Origin of the sequence: Liquorilactobacillus sp., assembly GCF_047719775.1 — a bacterium.
Taxonomy (GTDB): Bacteria; Bacillota; Bacilli; order Lactobacillales; family Lactobacillaceae; genus Liquorilactobacillus.
In genome coordinates, this window is the sequence record NZ_JBDNTS010000005.1 from 129,833 (window position 1) to 145,844 (window position 16,012).

Annotated in this window: 24 protein-coding genes; 18 read left to right on the top strand and 6 right to left on the bottom strand. The window is 38.0% G+C overall.

The window, feature by feature from the left end:
• Positions 1-21: 21 nt before the first annotated feature.
• The 5 genes from ABF682_RS04250 to ABF682_RS04270 all read right to left on the bottom strand — a co-directional run bounded on the left by ABF682_RS04250 (position 22) and on the right by ABF682_RS04270 (position 2,426).
• Positions 22-741, bottom strand: a complete 720-nt coding sequence (locus tag ABF682_RS04250; RefSeq protein WP_415614975.1) for a hypothetical protein — start codon at positions 739-741, stop codon at positions 22-24.
• A 17-nt stretch (positions 742-758) separates the two neighbouring features.
• Positions 759-1,142, bottom strand: a complete 384-nt coding sequence (locus tag ABF682_RS04255; RefSeq protein ID WP_228889613.1) for a hypothetical protein — start codon at positions 1,140-1,142, stop codon at positions 759-761.
• A 76-nt stretch (positions 1,143-1,218) separates the two neighbouring features.
• On the bottom strand, positions 1,219-1,530 hold the full coding sequence (locus tag ABF682_RS04260) for a hypothetical protein (RefSeq protein WP_228889610.1): 312 nt from the start codon (positions 1,528-1,530) through the stop codon (positions 1,219-1,221).
• Positions 1,531-1,569: 39 nt separating this feature from the next.
• Positions 1,570-2,001 carry an ImmA/IrrE family metallo-endopeptidase gene (locus ABF682_RS04265; RefSeq protein ID WP_228889607.1) on the bottom strand — a complete coding sequence of 144 codons (432 nt, stop codon included), beginning with the start codon at positions 1,999-2,001 and terminating at the stop codon, positions 1,570-1,572.
• 11 nt (positions 2,002-2,012) lie between these two features.
• On the bottom strand, positions 2,013-2,426 hold the full coding sequence (locus tag ABF682_RS04270) for a helix-turn-helix domain-containing protein (RefSeq protein WP_228889604.1): 414 nt from the start codon (positions 2,424-2,426) through the stop codon (positions 2,013-2,015).
• 254 nt (positions 2,427-2,680) lie between these two features.
• On the opposite strand from ABF682_RS04270, the gene ABF682_RS04275 reads away from it, so the two are divergent.
• From ABF682_RS04275 to ABF682_RS04340, 14 genes are all read left to right on the top strand, one after another.
• Positions 2,681-2,887: a transcriptional regulator gene (locus ABF682_RS04275; protein ID WP_228889601.1), complete on the top strand. Its 207-nt coding sequence runs from the start codon at positions 2,681-2,683 to the stop codon at positions 2,885-2,887.
• Positions 2,888-2,902: 15 nt separating this feature from the next.
• Positions 2,903-3,226, top strand: a complete 324-nt coding sequence (locus ABF682_RS04280; protein WP_228889598.1) for a DUF771 domain-containing protein — start codon at positions 2,903-2,905, stop codon at positions 3,224-3,226.
• Between the two features lie 361 nt (positions 3,227-3,587).
• Positions 3,588-4,538: a site-specific integrase gene (locus ABF682_RS04285; protein ID WP_415614977.1), complete on the top strand. Its 951-nt coding sequence runs from the start codon at positions 3,588-3,590 to the stop codon at positions 4,536-4,538.
• Positions 4,539-5,207 (top strand): N-6 DNA methylase, encoded by a 669-nt coding sequence (locus tag ABF682_RS04290; RefSeq protein ID WP_415614979.1) that lies wholly within the window; start codon positions 4,539-4,541, stop codon positions 5,205-5,207. It abuts the gene before it with no gap.
• Complete coding sequence (locus ABF682_RS04295; RefSeq protein ID WP_415614981.1) at positions 5,188-5,433, top strand: hypothetical protein; 246 nt, start codon at positions 5,188-5,190, stop codon at positions 5,431-5,433. The genes ABF682_RS04290 and ABF682_RS04295 overlap by 20 nt, the downstream gene beginning before the upstream one ends.
• Complete coding sequence (locus ABF682_RS04300) at positions 5,426-6,034, top strand: HNH endonuclease signature motif containing protein (protein ID WP_415614983.1); 609 nt, start codon at positions 5,426-5,428, stop codon at positions 6,032-6,034. Before ABF682_RS04295 ends, ABF682_RS04300 begins: the two co-directional genes overlap by 8 nt.
• On the top strand, positions 6,024-6,167 hold the full coding sequence (locus ABF682_RS04305; RefSeq protein ID WP_415614985.1) for a hypothetical protein: 144 nt from the start codon (positions 6,024-6,026) through the stop codon (positions 6,165-6,167). Before ABF682_RS04300 ends, ABF682_RS04305 begins: the two co-directional genes overlap by 11 nt.
• Positions 6,168-6,173: 6 nt before the next feature.
• Positions 6,174-6,509, top strand: coding sequence for a MazG-like family protein (locus ABF682_RS04310; RefSeq protein ID WP_415614986.1), 336 nt, complete (start codon positions 6,174-6,176; stop codon positions 6,507-6,509).
• Positions 6,510-6,511: 2 nt separating this feature from the next.
• The gene (locus ABF682_RS04315) at positions 6,512-7,813 is read left to right on the top strand and encodes an AAA family ATPase (protein ID WP_415614989.1); all 1,302 of its coding nucleotides are present in this window, start codon (positions 6,512-6,514) and stop codon (positions 7,811-7,813) included.
• A 3-nt stretch (positions 7,814-7,816) separates the two neighbouring features.
• Complete coding sequence (locus ABF682_RS04320; protein WP_415614991.1) at positions 7,817-8,875, top strand: ATP-binding protein; 1,059 nt, start codon at positions 7,817-7,819, stop codon at positions 8,873-8,875.
• Positions 8,876-8,887: 12 nt separating this feature from the next.
• Positions 8,888-9,457, top strand: a complete 570-nt coding sequence (locus ABF682_RS04325) for a hypothetical protein (RefSeq protein ID WP_415614993.1) — start codon at positions 8,888-8,890, stop codon at positions 9,455-9,457.
• 14 nt (positions 9,458-9,471) lie between these two features.
• Entirely contained in the window at positions 9,472-9,774 is a 303-nt protein-coding gene (locus tag ABF682_RS04330) for a hypothetical protein (RefSeq protein WP_415614995.1), read from the top strand.
• Positions 9,767-9,922 carry a hypothetical protein gene (locus tag ABF682_RS04335; protein ID WP_415614997.1) on the top strand — a complete coding sequence of 52 codons (156 nt, stop codon included), beginning with the start codon at positions 9,767-9,769 and terminating at the stop codon, positions 9,920-9,922. The genes ABF682_RS04330 and ABF682_RS04335 overlap by 8 nt, the downstream gene beginning before the upstream one ends.
• 5 nt (positions 9,923-9,927) lie before the next feature.
• Positions 9,928-10,161, top strand: a complete 234-nt coding sequence (locus ABF682_RS04340; RefSeq protein ID WP_415614999.1) for a hypothetical protein — start codon at positions 9,928-9,930, stop codon at positions 10,159-10,161.
• Here the strand turns inward: ABF682_RS04340 and ABF682_RS04345 are convergent.
• Positions 10,139-10,849 carry a hypothetical protein gene (locus ABF682_RS04345; RefSeq protein ID WP_415615001.1) on the bottom strand — a complete coding sequence of 237 codons (711 nt, stop codon included), beginning with the start codon at positions 10,847-10,849 and terminating at the stop codon, positions 10,139-10,141. The genes ABF682_RS04340 and ABF682_RS04345 overlap by 23 nt on opposite strands.
• A gap of 64 nt (positions 10,850-10,913) precedes the next feature.
• Here ABF682_RS04345 and ABF682_RS04350 point away from each other — a divergent pair, with 64 nt between their 5' ends.
• The 4 genes from ABF682_RS04350 (at position 10,914) to ABF682_RS04365 (ending at position 15,679) form a co-directional block, all read left to right on the top strand.
• Positions 10,914-12,506, top strand: a complete 1,593-nt coding sequence (locus tag ABF682_RS04350) for a DEAD/DEAH box helicase (protein ID WP_415615003.1) — start codon at positions 10,914-10,916, stop codon at positions 12,504-12,506.
• 86 nt (positions 12,507-12,592) lie between these two features.
• A complete protein-coding gene (locus ABF682_RS04355; RefSeq protein ID WP_415615004.1) occupies positions 12,593-12,829 on the top strand; it encodes a hypothetical protein in 237 nt (78 codons plus the stop codon).
• Positions 12,816-13,436: a hypothetical protein gene (locus tag ABF682_RS04360; protein WP_415615006.1), complete on the top strand. Its 621-nt coding sequence runs from the start codon at positions 12,816-12,818 to the stop codon at positions 13,434-13,436. The genes ABF682_RS04355 and ABF682_RS04360 overlap by 14 nt, the downstream gene beginning before the upstream one ends.
• 2 nt (positions 13,437-13,438) lie before the next feature.
• A complete protein-coding gene (locus ABF682_RS04365) occupies positions 13,439-15,679 on the top strand; it encodes an AAA family ATPase (protein WP_415615008.1) in 2,241 nt (746 codons plus the stop codon).
• The last annotated feature ends 333 nt before the right edge of the window (positions 15,680-16,012 follow it).

The window sequence follows — 16,012 nt, forward strand, 5'->3', positions numbered from 1 at the left end:
GCGAGTGGGGGATGTGTTTTTTTATTGTAGATTTAAAGTGAAGTCATAGGTATGGTGAGAATTTTCATCATCGTAATTATCTGTTTCGTAATTGGCATCGAATTTATACCTTATAGATTTAATGGAAGAAGTATCGTTCAAAGCTTTTATAGGAAATGTTACCCAACCCTCTTTAGTTGCGCCGTTTGAGATATCTCCATCCCAACTTTCACCAGTGTCTGCCTCATGCTGTTCTCCATTGTCAAAAACTGCAGTTCCTTGAGTAGGATAGATAGATATATCTCGACCCGCAGTAATATTAAAATGAACTTTAACAAATCCTTGAATATTAAATTTACCATCATTGGCTGAATCGTAAGCATGATCTTTAGACAGTTTGTATATTTGAACTTTGTCTACATTAACCTTAGTATTTGCCCAAGAAGAATCGCTGAAAGTTACTGAATAAGTTTTATCTGAAGAAACATCATAGTCTTTATATGAAACTGTCAAAGATTTGTTTTTGCTTTCAACCGAAGATTTTTCTCCTGTTTCAGATTTAGTAGTTTTGTGTCCTTTAGCCGATCCCGTTGTAGATGTATTAGTTGTTTTGGATTTAGCGTTGCTACTATCATGACCACCAAAAGAACCCAATAGAAATACCACAACTACAACAGCTAGAACCCAGACCCACCATTTTTTATACCACGGCTTTACTTCAACGTATGTATTGCCATTTTCATCTTGAATTTTTTTACTCATGTTTTATTCCCCCAAAATTATTTGCGAACTAAGGCTACAATTCCTGTTGCAATAAAGAAAATTCCACCTAAAATTCCGTAAACTCCACAAGCTAGCAAAATAAATACACCAATAATGATTATTAGCCAACTATTTAAAGTGTGATGTTTGTTAATAAGAAAGGTAAGTGCAAATGCAACAATGGCTAGTAGTATTCCGATAAGAAATTTACCAGTGTAGTAACCGCCACCACCCCAAGCATCAGCAAAAGATGCAACTCCTAGTCCAGAACCAATTAATACCACGGAAAGAAGAAGACTAATTGCTGATAGGACGATTTCGGGTGTTCTTTTTCGATTAACATTGGTTGGCGTAACCTGCTTATACCTTTTTCCATCTGCTCCTCTAATAACTTTTGACATTTTTAATTCCCCCACAAATTTCAGCTTTTACAGTCATCAGAATTTGGACTTGTAATCTTTAAACAATCTTAATATATCATACAAATTGCATTTCAATAATAGATTCTTCCAATTCATCTAAGATATCGTTCTCATCAATAAAACTAATCCACTCTTTTACTGGTTCTGAACTATTTGGATTAATATGTGACTTCATTTTTTCATAGATATTAGTTACAAAAGTATTCAGCATTTTTTCAGCTTCACGTTCTAATCTTGCCTCGTTCCATCTTCTTGCAGGTGGACGATTCTTATTTTTACTTTCTTGGAATTCTAAAGCCTTGTGGTTAAATAAGTTAACCGCCTGGCTATTCTTTTCTAAGTAATCTTGAAATTGTTGCTTGTCCATAATCTATAAAATCTCCCTTTATCAAACGTATGTTCTTTTTTACTTCAAAAAAAATTCCAGTTGGAATGGTAGCCCTAAGTAGTTAAGCAATTGGTATTTGGTCAAGCCTTGAATTTCGGTCATATCCTGCATGGAAATTAATATCTTTAAAGCTAACGAATTGGCTTCTCTTTCCATTTTAGGAATAAAGGTATCAAGACCAATATTTCTATAGAAGGGTGCGCTTTCGCCACCATGTAATTTAAGATGGCTAAATTCATGGAGAATGACGAAGTTTAGATAATGTTCTTCCCAATTTCTATTTACAATAATTGTGCTACATCGACTATTTGTAATAGTGCAACCACCTGTATTTTTATCTAAATCAGCATAGAGTATCTTATAATGAGCTTCTTCTGCCAGTGAGTGGGGGGTAGTAGAAGAATAGGTTCTCTTAATTTTATCGAATTCATTTTCGACACGGTAGTTCATGTGGTTTCCCCCTAATTACGATAATCCTTACGTGTGAATTTCTTTTTGGCTTCTTGTTTATTCATTTCCATTGCTGTCTTAATTGCAATTAATAAACGATCCTTTTGCTCTTGAGTTGCTGGTTCCCCATAAAAATTTAGATTATCTCCATTTTCAATTCCTTCAATAAGCTTTTCAGCCTCAACTGCCAGATCTTTCTTTTCTGTGTTGCTTAGATCATAGTAATTTTCTTTGTCAGTTTTTCCAAGAAGATAGTCTGTAGAAACGCCGAGCACGTCTGCAACGGCCTTTAGTCTATCTGCTGAGGGCACTTTGCTTTTCCAAGAATAGATAACATTATTTTTTAATCCTGCTCTATCGTTTACTTGGGACAAAGAATATCCTCGCATCTTTGAAATTTTTTTAATACGCTCAAACATTGTCATATTAGGATTCTCCTGATATTGGCAAACTTAAATTGTAACTATAGTTGATTTTTAATTGACTTTTTTAAACTATAGTTATATTATAAGTTCATCAAGTAATTAAGCAACAAAAATAGCAACCTGATATATGTGCTTGTAGTGGGGCAACATTGTAGGTATGGCTGTTTGAAGCTTATTTCGTATGCACTCATTTTAAACTATAGTTTAAATTAATGCAATACCTTGATTAATAAATTACAGAAAGGAGTAATTCTATGGTCGAGCAGAGTCTTGTTGAAACTGCTAAAGAAGTTAAGAAACAAATTAAGTTTCATTTGCTTGAGAGAGATATGACTCAAGTGGAGTTAGCGGAATTAATTGGCGAGGGGGTAATTCAAGTTAATCGTGCGATTAGTGGCGATATGTCTCCAAAGTCAGTAAACATTCGCAAGAAGATTTACCGAGTATTAGATATGGAATAGAAGGGGTTTGATTTTATGCAAGCTCTTTTGAATGAAGAAGTATTGCGCATGATATTGAAAGAACCTGTCAAACAGATTGCTGATGAGCTGCTTGAAAAAGAGCTGTCTGGACGTACTTGGAGTATTGATGAATTTCGTAGAGCTTGCTGTGGTGGTAAAAGTCCTGATTGGGTATCAACTTTCGTTTTTTCCAAGTTCAGAAATGAAATTGATTGTCTAAAAGGGGGGTGGTTAATACCTGCACATGGTAAGGGTACAAAAAATATCATCTTCGCTAAACCTGCTTGTGAGTGGATGGAAAATAATCGTCAGCGAATCGATTGGGGAGCTAAATTATGAGTCTGTTCTGGTTAGGCATGTTAGTTGGCTTAGTGATTGGCGAATTTACTGGAATCATTATAATGACGCTTTTAGCGGCAAATAAAAGGAGGTGAAGTGATGTTACTTGTAGGCTGGCTAGCCACAATCGTTCTTGCATATTACGCAGGACGTTACGAGAAAGGACATGAGAAACCATGATTAATTTTTTGACTGAGTATTTTGGCAGTAAACCTTTTGCAATCTGGATCATCGGTATTTCATTATTTTTCATAGCTGGGGAGGCGGTTGCATTCTTCATATAAAAATAGAGCTCACGGCAATGAGCTCCACAAATAAATAATTTTCGACTTAATCATACCACAAGAAAGGAGCTATAAGAGTGTCTAAAGCGTCGATTAAAAAAGAATACTTTTGGAAGTACTACCTTGAGTGGATGGAAACCTATAAAGATGGAGCGGTAGCGGATGTTACTTATAACAAATATCGTATAACTCAACAATGGCTCAGAAAACTTTTACCAAACGTAACGGTTGCAGCATTCAATAGAGAAAAATATCAAAAAATGATAAATATGTATTCTCAGTATCATGAAAAGCAAACCGTTACCGACTTTCATCACCAAGTTAAAGCTTGCATAAGGGATATGCAATATGAAGGATATATTGAGCGTGATCCTTCATGGAAAATAGTCATCAAAGGAAAACCGCATCACAAAACGCATGAAAAGTTTTTGCAGGTTGATGAATATAAAAAGCTACTGCAAGGGTTAGATTTAAGCCATCCGCTTGACCCCAACTGGTTTATTCTACTAATCGCTAAAACTGGTCTTAGATTTGCTGAGGCATTAGCAGTAACTCCAGGAGACTTTGATTTTCAGCGCCGTTGCTTAACCATTGACAAAACTTGGGATTATAAGAACCCAGCAGGTGGATTTAAAAAAACTAAGACCATCACTTCAAACAGAACAATTTCTTTGGACTGGCAAATACTTGGTATGTTTAAACCTCAGATTGAAAGTCTTCCTAAAGATGAACCAATCTTTATTAAAAAAGATGAGGCAGGAAATTACAAACGTGTTTTTAATGCAACTGCTAACGCAAGGCTCTCGGTACTATGCAAAAAATTAGGGCTGCCACACATCTCAGTTCACGCACTAAGGCATACACATGCGAGTGTTCTTTTAGCCAACGGCGTTAGTATTAATGCCATTTCAGAGCGCTTAGGACATGCTAATGTTTCTATCACACAAGAAGTTTATGCACACGTCTTAGATGAATTAAGAGTTAAAGATGATCAAAAAATAATGGCAGTTATGATGGAGGTTTCATAAATGGACGCGGAAACAGTTATGAAATTATTAGGCGTCAAGGAATCCTACCAAGTGCCTGATAAGTTGATGAAAATCATGTTTGACAAGGGCAAGCGAGAAAACTTGTTTAGAAAATTTCTTGAAATCACTACAGATGTATCGTTCGACTGGTTCCATGAATACTTTGAAACAGAACAGGCGGAACGAAAACAGAAGAAACAGGACTTTACGCCGCAAAGTGTGGCAGAGATTGCAACAAGAATAGTAGGCAATGGAAATGGTTACTTTGAGCCTGCTGCTGGCACTGGGGGGATGCTGATTTCTAGATGGCATAAGGATTGCAGAAAAACTAATCCTTTCAAATATAGACCTTCAATGTTCTTTTACCACGTTGAGGAGCTAGGCGATGCAGCTTTACCATTCCTACTGTTTAACTGCCTGATCAGAGGTATGAATGTCACTATTGTTCACGGTGATTCATTAAGCCGAGAAGTGAAAAATATTTATTTCATTCAAAACACCAAGGATGATTATGTCTGCTTCAGCAGTTTGAATGTAATGCCCAGGACTGAAACGGTCAAAAGGTTTTTTAATGTTTCATCATGGATAGGAAAACCGCTTGAATATATTGAAGATTCAGACATTCCAAAATATTTAGGAGGGATTTTAGATGACGAAAAACAAGCTTGAAGATCTTAATGATCATTTGTTTGCGGAACTAGAGCGGCTTGGCGATGAAGACTTAAAAGGTGGAGATTTACAAGAAGAGATCCAGAGAGCAAATGCAGTTTCTGTTGTTGCTAAAAATGTAGTCGATAATGCAGATTTAGCATTAAAAGCAGCAATCGCGTACGACAAAAGAGAAGACGTAAATATGCTTATTCCAAAAATGATCGGAATTGAGTCGCGTGAGTAGAAGATATACACCTGAGCAGAAGAAATTTATCGATAAAAATTACAAGGGTCGTACAAATTCAGAATTAACAACACTTGTAAACCAACATTTTAACCTTGGCTTAAGCATACAACAGATAAAAAGCTATAAAGCTAATCATCATCTTGATAGTGGATTGACAGGCTTTTTTCCAAAAGGACATATTCCCAAAAATAAAGGACTAAAGCGTGGATCTTTTGGAAGAATGAATGAAACTCAATTCAAAAAGGGGCCACGCCCAGAACAAAGAACGCCATTAGGCACATTAAGGGAAAGAGCTGATGGATATATCTGGGAAAAAGTAAACAACGATCTACCATTCCACAGAAGATGGAAACAAGTACACAGAATCAAGTGGGAAAAGGCGCATGGTCCGATTCCAAAAGATAAAAAGTTAATATTTTTGGACGGAAACCATAAAAATACTAATTTAGAAAATCTAGAGTTAGTGAGCTTGCGTGAGAACCTAGAGATGAATAGAAAAAAATTGAATTACAAAAATCCAGAGCTAACAAAAGTTGGTATTAGCATTTCAAAAGTTAATATAGCGGCAGCTAAACGGAGAAACGAAAATGAACAGTGACTTTTTTAGTTTGGAAATTTTGAATGTAGCTGCGATTCAAATCGGTTATGAAGTTTTTCGAGATGTACCAGAAGAAGAATATCAAGATCTGTTTGAAGCGGTGGAAGATATCTTAATGGAGGATAAGGAGTGAATAGTAGTGGTTTCGAAACAAGAATTAGGTGAATTGAATCAAAATATTATTGCTTGGGGCGCTGAACGTAAATTACTTAACAAAGAATTGAGCAATCGCCAGTTGATAAAATTTTTCGAAGAAGCTGGTGAGTTGGCACAAGACTTTAGCAAAGGTAATCGAGCACACATGATCGACTCAATTGGTGATGTATTTGTGACCTTGACCATCTTTTCGGAACAACAGGGAATCACAATGAATCAAGCACTTGAAAAAGCATATAGCCATATCAAGGATCGTAAAGGAAAGCTTGTGAACGGAACATTTATTAAAAATGCAGATTTGAATAAAAAGGAGGAATAGTTATGGCAGTCAAGATTAACAAGCTTGAAATCGAAAACGTCAAGCGCGTTAAAGCAGTTAAGATTGAGCCCACACAGCAAGGTCTAACAATTGTGGGTGGAAATAACAACCAAGGTAAAACCAGCGTACTTGATGCAATTGCTTGGGGTTTAGGTGGAAACAAGTACAAACCATCTAAGGCTTATCGTGAAGGTTCAGCTACGCCGCCGCGACTTCACATTGTCATGAATAATGGCTTGATTGTTGAGCGAACTGGTAAGAACTCAAGCTTAAAGGTAATCGATCCCAAGGGTCAAAAGGGCGGCCAACAATTATTAAATGACTTTGTAGAAGAGCTGGCAATCAATTTACCGAAGTTTATGGAATCAACCTCAAAAGAAAAAGCACAGACTTTACTCAGAATAATCGGAGTTAGCGAAAAACTTTTTGAGTTAGAACGCACAGAACAAGAGAATTATAACCAGCGCCACACAATCGGGCAGATTGCTGACCAGAAAAGTAAGTTTGCCAAAGAACAACCTTATTTTCCAGATGCTCCTAAAAAGCCAGTAGATGTTAAAGATCTAATTCAACAACAACAGACTATTTTAGCGAAGAATGGCGAGAATGCTCGTAAACGGCAGCAATTAACTCAAATTAAGCAAAAGTTTGATTTTGAAACTGAAAAAATCCAGCAGTTGCAACAGCAACTTAACGAGTTAGTTCAAGTTCATGAAAAAACTGAAGCTGATTTGAAGATTGCACAGAGTTCTACTAAAGATTTACAAGATGGTTCAACCGCTGAACTTGAAAAGAGTTTATCAGAAATTGATGAAATCAACCGTAAAGTAAGGGCCAATCTTGATAAAGATAAGGCAGAAGAAGACGCTGCTCAATATAGCAGTAAGTATCAGGAATTAAGTGAGGGCATTGAAGAAATTCGTAAGCAAAAAGCTGCACTTTTACACGATGCAAAATTACCTCTCCCTGGACTTTCCGTTGAGGATGGAGAGTTAACTTACAACGGTCAGAAGTGGGATAACATGTCTGGTTCAGATCAACTTAAAGTATCAACGGCAATTGTCCGTGAATTGAAACCAGATTGTGGTTTCATTCTCCTAGATAAATTGGAACAGATGGATATGACCACATTAAATGAGTTTGGCAAGTGGCTTGAACAAGAAGGACTGCAAGCAATCGCCACCAGAGTTTCAACCGGAGATGAATGCAGTGTGATTATCCAGGATGGCTATGCCAAGGAACAAGCGCCACAAGCTGAAACAGTTCAGACACAAACAGGTTGGCAAGGGAAAGGGGTATTTTAGTAAATGGGATTTCAAATAAAAAGCGGTGTAATTCCAAAAGCACAAAAAGTTATTTTGTACGGAGTCGAAGGAATTGGGAAGACAACTTTTGCTAGTCAATTTCCAGATCCATTATTTATTGATACAGAAGACTCATCACTGTATCTGAATGTTAAACGATTGGATAAACCTACAAGCTGGACAATGTTATTGCAGGAAGTTGACTTTGTTAAGCAAAACAGACCGTGCAGAACATTAATTATCGACACAATGGACTGGGGTGAGGACTTAGCTAAACGTCATTTAATGGAACAAAATCATTGGCAAGCAATTGATTCAACCGGATATGGGACACGTTACGTAGCGTTGGCTAATGAAATTGGAAAACTGCTGAATTTGTTAAGTGAAGTGATTGAACTAGGAATTAACGTTGTGATTACAGCTCATGCTTGGTTGCGTAAAAAGGAAGAACCCGATGAAATGGGTGCTTATGATCGCTATGAATTAAAACTGGAAAAGAAAACTGCACCGCTAGTTAAAGAGTGGGCCGACATGGTATTGTTCGCCAACTATAAAACGACGATCATTACAGATGACAAGACGAATAGTAAGAAAGCAACTGGTGGTCAAAGGGTAATGTATACCACACACCGACCTTCCTGGGATGCAAAAAATCGACTCGGCTTACAAGATGAACTGCCATTTGACTACTCGCAAATTGCACAAGCATTTGAAGCTGCTACTAATATTCAGGCTCAACAAGTTACTCAGCCTGCGGAAACGCAAGATGTACCTTTGCCACCAGTTCCAGAAGAAAAGCCAGAAGCTCAAGGTGATCCAGTACTTGAGACAGCTCCTGTACCGGAATACAAAGAAAGTATTCCGACTGTAATTCCACAGCAGATCGCAGATTTAATGAAAATTAATCAAGTTACGGTAGAGGAAGTGATGCAGATTATTTACCAGGGTGGCTTCATGCCAAAGGATACGCCAATTGAAAATATTCCAACAGATTTATGGGGATACTTAGCAACAAATTGGGATAAAGCTTTAGGACTTTTAAACTCAAAGATTAGAAAATAGGAGGAATTTTAAATGAACAACGAAAATGAATTTTTGGATTGGAATAGTGGCTGGGTGGCAGAAGAAAGTGACTTCACATTATTACCAGAAGGCAACTATCCATTCACTGTTACAAATTTAGAACGCAAAGTTTATACAGGTAACAGTGACAAAATTCCAAATGGAGCACCTTATGCAGAAGTAAGCTGCGAGGTAGTCGGTAAAGAAGGCAAGACGACTGTCAAGGAACGGATGTACCTCATGAAGAAGTTTACCTGGAAGTTGACACAGTTCTTTGCCGCTATCGGACAACCAACTGTCATCGGTCAGCCGTTCTCACCAAACTGGTCCACAGTAGTTGGGAGTAAAGGGCAAGCTAAAGTTGAAGTCAATAGTTATAACGACCGTGATGGAAATAAAAAGCAGAATAACCGGATCAAGGAATTCTTGAAGCCAGCTGCAAATACAGGCGTTGTTCAACAGCAAAATACACAGCCTAATTATGGAGCGAATGCACAACCGAATTACGGCAGTCAACAGCAAAACAACACTCCAAATAATGGACAGCAAGCACCTAATGGATTTCAACCAGGTGCATTCTAAAAGGAGGAGTTGCAATGATTAGTTTTGAAAAGACTTCAACTTTTGTTTATAAAATCCTGCGTTTTGTAGACTTTGGTGAACTAAATAGCGATGTTGTGGCAACAATGCCAATGAGTTTTCAAAAATGTTTTATGTGTGACCGCGTTCTCAAATATGGTGAAGAAATCTATTTGGGTGTGATGCCACATGGTAACAAAACTTTTTGTGAGCAATGTCAAAAAAAGCTTACTGAAATAGAGAATAAAAGAAATGCTGCATATCCAGGGGCACTACGGATGCAATGGCCAGCTGTAAAAGTAGGTGATCACCATGATTGAAAATGGTGACAATGTTCTTTATAGAAATGGCATTTACCGAGTAGTAGAAATTGTTGATTTAGCGCCTTATGTAGTAGCTAAGTTACAAATCAAAGGACTAGTTAGGCGAGTTCCGCTAGAACAGCTTATCAAAGTAGAGGAGGAATGAAATTTATGGAATACACTAAAAAAGAAGACTTTCAAGGTGGATATATTGAGTACTTTATTCCTGAAATTCCTAAATATGAAAATAAAAAATGGACGATGAAAGTATATGCAAAAGTTATTGCTTCTGGGTATTCTACACAAAAAAATGGTAGGCAAATTCTTTTAAAAAAAGGATTTACTACCAACGGAAATAAAGAAAATGAGTTTTATAAGTATTTTACGATTCTTGAGGGTTTATAAAGGCTTCAGCTTCATCTGCTTTTAGATTTGCTGAAATGAATAAAGCAGCAGCTTCTAGAAAACTTTTCATGTCACGAAGATCTTTATCTTCGTGAGTTCTAGTGAAATGAGTTTCATCATTTCCAATCCATACGGCAGCTTGTGCTAAAGTTTGAACTTTAGGTATATCTCCTAAATCTTCTTTTATAACTTTACCAAGGAATTTGGATTCTACTTTCTGTTTTTTTTCTGGATTTTGCTTGATCACATATTCTTTAATTAGAAACTCAACTGCTTTTCGATAACCAACTCCAGCTATTTCATCTAATCCCAGGGACTCAGCTTCAAGAGATTGGTCATAGATTTTTTTGAAATCAGGGAAAGTTTCATTTAAATTCGGAGGAAGTGTATTTTCTAAATGTGGAGAGTAAGTATATTTGACAGCAGGCTGTATGTCAATAAGTTCTTTGAATTTATCGACCTTGCAGGGAAATTCTATTGAATAAAATTTCTTACAGTTACTTCTTGTGCACTGCATAAATAGAGCAATACTGTTTTCTATGAGGGGCTGAAGAGGCAACGAGGATGTCGCATAAACAACTTTAGGAGAAATAGACATTTTGCAATGTGGGCAATATTCGTCTATATCAATTATTAAATTTTGTGAACTAACATTTTCCAAATAATGTACCTTTATAGTTTTTTTCATGAAAATCACCCCAAGATAAGTTTTTAAAACAACAAAATTATAACAGTAAAGAAAGGAGTTTGCCATGGAATTAAGACCATACCAACAGGAGGCACGTGAAGCTATTCAAGATGAATGGCAAAAAGGTAATAAACGCACGCTGCTAGTCTTGCCAACGGGGACTGGTAAGACGATCGTGTTCAGCAAAGTGATTGAAGACCGGGTGCGATTAGGTGAACGTGTTCTTGTCTTAGCGCATCGTGGAGAACTACTTGAACAAGCATCTGACAAATTAGTTAAGGCAACTGGACTTAAGACTGCTACTGAAAAGGCAGAAGAAACCAGTATTGGAAGCTTTTACCGAGTGGTTGTCGGGTCAATTCAAACATTGCAAAGAGATAAACGGCTAAAACAATTCTCAGCTGATTACTTCAACAGCATCGTAGTCGATGAAGCTCATCATTGCATCAGTGATGGTTACCAGAAAGTATTGCAGCACTTTGAAAATGCAAATGTACTAGGGGTTACGGCGACACCTGACAGGTCAGACATGCGCAATCTGGGTTCATATTTTCAAAGCCTAGCGTACGAGTATACTTTACCGGCCGCTATCAAAGAGGGGTATCTGACACCAATTAAGGCACTTACCATTCCACTTCATTTAGATCTATCCGGAGTCAAGCAGCAAGCTGGAGACTTCTCAACAAAAGATTTGGGAACTGCGTTGGATCCTTACCTTGAGCAAATTGCAGATGAAATGGTCAAGAACTGTATGGACCGCAAAACGGTGGTATTCTTGCCGCTCGTTAAAACATCAAAAAAATTCTGTGACATTTTAAACTCTAAGGGTTTAAAAGCTGCAGAAGTAAATGGTGAATCTGATGACCGCAAGCAGATACTGAAAGACTTTGATGAAGGAAAGTACAACGTACTCTGCAATTCAATGCTCTTAACAGAAGGTTGGGACTGCCCGTCAGTTGACTGTATCGTGGTGTTGCGACCGACTAAGTCACGGGCACTTTACAGCCAGATGGTTGGACGTGGTACTCGACTTTGTAAAGGCAAAACGGAATTACTGTTGCTCGACTTCTTATGGCACACAGAACGACTTGAGCTTTGCCATCCAGCTCACTTGATTACCAAAAATCAAGAAGTGGCTAAGAAGATGACAGACAACATCGAAGACGCAGGGGCCGCAGTAGATATTGAAGAAGCTGAAAAACAAGCTAGTGAAGACGTCGTAGCAGAACGCGAAGAGGCACTTGCCAAGCAGCTATCCGAAATGCGCAGACGTAAACGCAAATTGGTGGATCCGTTGCAATTTGAAATGTCCATTCAAGCAGAAGATTTAACAAGCTATAAACCGTCATTTGGTTGGGAAATGGCACCGCCGAGTGATCAACAAAAGAAAACACTTGAGAAACTGGGTATCTTGCCAGATGCAATTGATAACGCAGGTAAAGCTTCAATGATTTTAGAAAGGCTTTCACGTAGACGTGATGAGGGTCTTGCAACACCCAAGCAAATTCGTCGACTTGAAATTTATGGTTTTAAGAATGTGGGAACTTGGGAATTTGAAAGTGCCACAAAAATGATTTCAAGAATCGCAGCAAATGGCTGGAGATTACCACAGTCAGTTAAAGTTTCTGAGTACAAGCCAGAAGTAGCAACAGTTTAACCACAGTCTGGTGACATCAGCATGGTCCGATTCCATGCTGTGGCATAGTTTGGCCAAACTAAGTAAATAAAGATGGGGGACCACAAATGCAGGAAGATTTACAGAAAAAGATTACCGGTGATTTTGCGGTCATCAAAAAAATAGTACTTAACACATTTTATTATGACTGTCCTTATGAACAATCACGTGCTCAAATTAATCAGATTGAAGAGCATGTTTCTGCAATCCTCGGAGAAGCATTTGACCAAGGATGGACAGCGGCACTTGAACACTTAATGGAAGAAGTAGAGAAAAAGGAATCGATGCCACATGACAGCATGTAATTTTATTGATTTAACGGGAAAAAGATTCGGAAAATTAACAGTCATCGAAAAGAGCGGCCCGAATAAATCTGGAAATATAAAGTGGGTATGCAAATGTGACTGTGGCAATACAAAAATTGTTAATGGCAGTCACCTAAGAAGTGGTCATACTAAAAGCTGCGGATGTAGAAGGATTTCATCGGTATCGCAAGGCCATTCCAAAGAACGAATTTACGTGATTTGGATAGGAATGCATAACAGATGTTATAAACCAGAACATGATGCTTACAAATGGTATGGAAATAAAGGAATAAAAGTTTGTCAGGAATGGCATACTTTTATGAATTTTAGAAAATGGGCTTTAAATAACGGTTATTCGAATTCTAGAACGATAGACAGAATAAATTCAAAACTGAATTATTGCCCGCAAAATTGCAGATGGGAAACGATCAAAAAACAGGCCAATAACAGAAGTAATAACCTGATAGTTAATTTTCAAGGAAAAAACTTTACTGCCACAGAATTTGCAGAATTTATAGGTTATAAACAATTTACTGTATACAATCGTCTTAGATTAGGGTGGACAACAGAAAGAATCGCAAACACGCCAGAAAGAAAAAGGGGGTAAAAATGGAAAATAAATTTAATTTACTTCCCTTACTTGACTATATAGATCCATCATCTCTGGACTACTCTACTTGGACAGGAATAGGTATGGCACTTAAGTATGAAGGCTATTCCGTCAGTGATTGGGAGTCTTGGAGCCGAAATGATCCAGGGCGGTATCACGATGGCGAGTGTGAGAAGAAGTGGACCACCTTTGACGGTGCTAATTCACCAGTGACAGGTGCCACGATTACACAGCTCGCCAAAGATAATGGCTGGCAGCCACATGGTGGAACGGACGGAGACGACTTCATTGGTTGGGACGAAGGTTTTGTCGCAACTGATATCGATAAGGGCTACAAGATTGTTAATACTGATTATGTAGTTGGTCAAGAAATCAAAGAACCGACTAACTGGAATCCAGCGCAGGAAATTATTGATTACATGAAGACACTTTTTAGTGCTGGCGATGTGATCGGTTATGTGAATGACGGTTATCCGCATAAGCAAGGTGACATCGAAAAATGGTTGCCTAATAAAGGTGTTTACACTAAAACAGCTGGAGAAATCATTGATGGTTTGAGACGGAACAAAGGGGACATCGGCGCTGTCATGGGTGATGCCAATCCAGAAATTGGAGCTTGGATTCGCTTTAATCCATTAGATGGCAAAGGTGTTAAGAACGATAACGTAGTCGATTTTCGCTACGCCTTGGTAGAGAGCGACAGTATGAGCTTAGAGCAACAGAATGAGATCATGCATAAGCTTGAATTACCAATTGCCACCTTAACGTATTCTGGATCCAAAAGTATTCACGCGGTTATTAAAGTGAATGCCGCTAATTATCCACAGTATCAGGAACGTGTTGATTACCTCTACAAGATTGTTGAAAAAAATGGTTTGAAGGTCGATAAGCAAAATAAGAATCCGTCACGCTTAACCCGATTACCGGGGTTCGAACGTCAAGGCAAGAAACAATTCTTAATTGCTAAGAACATCGGCAAGCAGTCCTGGGAAGAGTGGGAAGAATACATCGAGGACATGAATGACAATTTGCCAGAAATGGAAAACATGTCTGATTTATTTGATAAGCCGATTGTCCTAGCTCCCGAATTAATCTCAGGTATCTTACGTCAAGGACACAAGATGTTAATTGCTGGCCCGAGTAAAGCTGGTAAGTCCTTTTCCTTGATTCAATTAGCAATTGCCATTGCAGAAGGCTGGAAGTGGTTTGGATTTAATTGCCAACAAGGAAAGGTCTTGTATGTGAATTTAGAGTTGGATGAACGTTCAGCTAAGAAACGGTTTGTTGATATCTACAATACACTAGGACGCGGCCACAACCATGTTAGCAATATTGATGTTTGGAATTTACGCGGGAAGACAAGTCCAATGGATAAGCTGGCACCTAAGTTAATCAGACGAGCAGAAAAAGCAGATTACAAGGCAGTTATCATTGATCCAATTTACAAGGTACTGACTGGGGACGAGAACAATGCTCATGATATGTCGCTTTTTGTAAATCAGTTTGACCTAATTGCCACAGAGTTAAAATGTTCAGTTATTTATGCTCATCATCACAGTAAAGGAATTCAGAGTGGAAAGAGTTCGATTGATCGTTCAAGTGGCTCCGGAGTGTTTGCCCGTGATCCAGATGCAATCTTGGACTTGATTGAATTACCGGTTGAAGAAGAAAGATACATGCAGCGTGTGAACCAAGCAATCTGCAATGTGTATGACCTAGCAATTAAAAAGTTCAATCCAATGTATGACGAAGTTGGAATAGATGATCGCTTTAGCGAAAAGCAAATGACTCATCATTTAATGGCTGCAATGAACAAGTTACCGAATGGGCAGCAGCTATTGAAGCAGATTAATGAGCAAAGAACTTTAGCGGTTGAAGCAATGAGGCAAGCAACCGCATGGCGACTAGAAGGAACACTGCGAGAGTTTCCTAAGTTTAAATCAGTAAATGCCTGGTTCCAATATCCTATACATGTTCTGGACGACACATTGCAAGATATCAAGTTGGAGGAGGAGCCAACTGCTAAGTGGAAAAAAGGAACCAAAAAAGCCAATCAATCAAGAAGCGAAAAAACTCAACAAGAACTTGAAGAGGCTTTTAATATTCTGAGCGAAGATGGTGGTGCAGTTGATATTAATGCAGTCGCAGATTATTTGGAGATAGCACGCAAAACAGTTTACGGAAGAGTAGGCAAGAGCGATAAGTTTTTGGTTGAAGATGGAACTATAAGAAAAAAATAATGGTTATTCTTAATAAAAGTAATCTTAGGCTATTAGCTTAAGAAGCCTAAGAATAATATTTTTGTTCGTTACAGGCTAATAGCCTAAGACAGCTCGAGACAAGTAAGAAAATACTGTCACACCAGCGCTCCACCATTCTTTCTCTAGCTCCCATTCGGGAGTAGCTAGAGAAAGGGAATGGGAGCAGAGCGAATGATAGAATAAGAATTAAAAAATATGAAGTTTAATTTAAGTAAAAAAATATAATTAAGAGGGTGTGAAATTGACAAGAAAACCATTGGAGTTTTTTATCCCAATGAAAAAAATTCCGACCGTAACTCATCAGGAAAAACA

Coding starts and splice junctions, on each gene's coding strand:
- ABF682_RS04250 (WP_415614975.1), bottom strand. CDS start 741: ATGAGTAAAAAAATTCAAGATGAAAATGGCAATACATACGTTGAAGTA.
- ABF682_RS04255 (WP_228889613.1), bottom strand. CDS start 1,142: ATGTCAAAAGTTATTAGAGGAGCAGATGGAAAAAGGTATAAGCAGGTT.
- ABF682_RS04260 (WP_228889610.1), bottom strand. CDS start 1,530: ATGGACAAGCAACAATTTCAAGATTACTTAGAAAAGAATAGCCAGGCG.
- ABF682_RS04265 (WP_228889607.1), bottom strand. CDS start 2,001: ATGAACTACCGTGTCGAAAATGAATTCGATAAAATTAAGAGAACCTAT.
- ABF682_RS04270 (WP_228889604.1), bottom strand. CDS start 2,426: ATGACAATGTTTGAGCGTATTAAAAAAATTTCAAAGATGCGAGGATAT.
- ABF682_RS04275 (WP_228889601.1), top strand. CDS start 2,681: ATGGTCGAGCAGAGTCTTGTTGAAACTGCTAAAGAAGTTAAGAAACAA.
- ABF682_RS04280 (WP_228889598.1), top strand. CDS start 2,903: ATGCAAGCTCTTTTGAATGAAGAAGTATTGCGCATGATATTGAAAGAA.
- ABF682_RS04290 (WP_415614979.1), top strand. CDS start 4,539: ATGGACGCGGAAACAGTTATGAAATTATTAGGCGTCAAGGAATCCTAC.
- ABF682_RS04295 (WP_415614981.1), top strand. CDS start 5,188: ATGACGAAAAACAAGCTTGAAGATCTTAATGATCATTTGTTTGCGGAA.
- ABF682_RS04305 (WP_415614985.1), top strand. CDS start 6,024: ATGAACAGTGACTTTTTTAGTTTGGAAATTTTGAATGTAGCTGCGATT.
- ABF682_RS04315 (WP_415614989.1), top strand. CDS start 6,512: ATGGCAGTCAAGATTAACAAGCTTGAAATCGAAAACGTCAAGCGCGTT.
- ABF682_RS04320 (WP_415614991.1), top strand. CDS start 7,817: ATGGGATTTCAAATAAAAAGCGGTGTAATTCCAAAAGCACAAAAAGTT.
- ABF682_RS04325 (WP_415614993.1), top strand. CDS start 8,888: ATGAACAACGAAAATGAATTTTTGGATTGGAATAGTGGCTGGGTGGCA.
- ABF682_RS04330 (WP_415614995.1), top strand. CDS start 9,472: ATGATTAGTTTTGAAAAGACTTCAACTTTTGTTTATAAAATCCTGCGT.
- ABF682_RS04335 (WP_415614997.1), top strand. CDS start 9,767: ATGATTGAAAATGGTGACAATGTTCTTTATAGAAATGGCATTTACCGA.
- ABF682_RS04340 (WP_415614999.1), top strand. CDS start 9,928: ATGGAATACACTAAAAAAGAAGACTTTCAAGGTGGATATATTGAGTAC.
- ABF682_RS04345 (WP_415615001.1), bottom strand. CDS start 10,849: ATGAAAAAAACTATAAAGGTACATTATTTGGAAAATGTTAGTTCACAA.
- ABF682_RS04350 (WP_415615003.1), top strand. CDS start 10,914: ATGGAATTAAGACCATACCAACAGGAGGCACGTGAAGCTATTCAAGAT.
- ABF682_RS04355 (WP_415615004.1), top strand. CDS start 12,593: ATGCAGGAAGATTTACAGAAAAAGATTACCGGTGATTTTGCGGTCATC.
- ABF682_RS04360 (WP_415615006.1), top strand. CDS start 12,816: ATGACAGCATGTAATTTTATTGATTTAACGGGAAAAAGATTCGGAAAA.
- ABF682_RS04365 (WP_415615008.1), top strand. CDS start 13,439: ATGGAAAATAAATTTAATTTACTTCCCTTACTTGACTATATAGATCCA.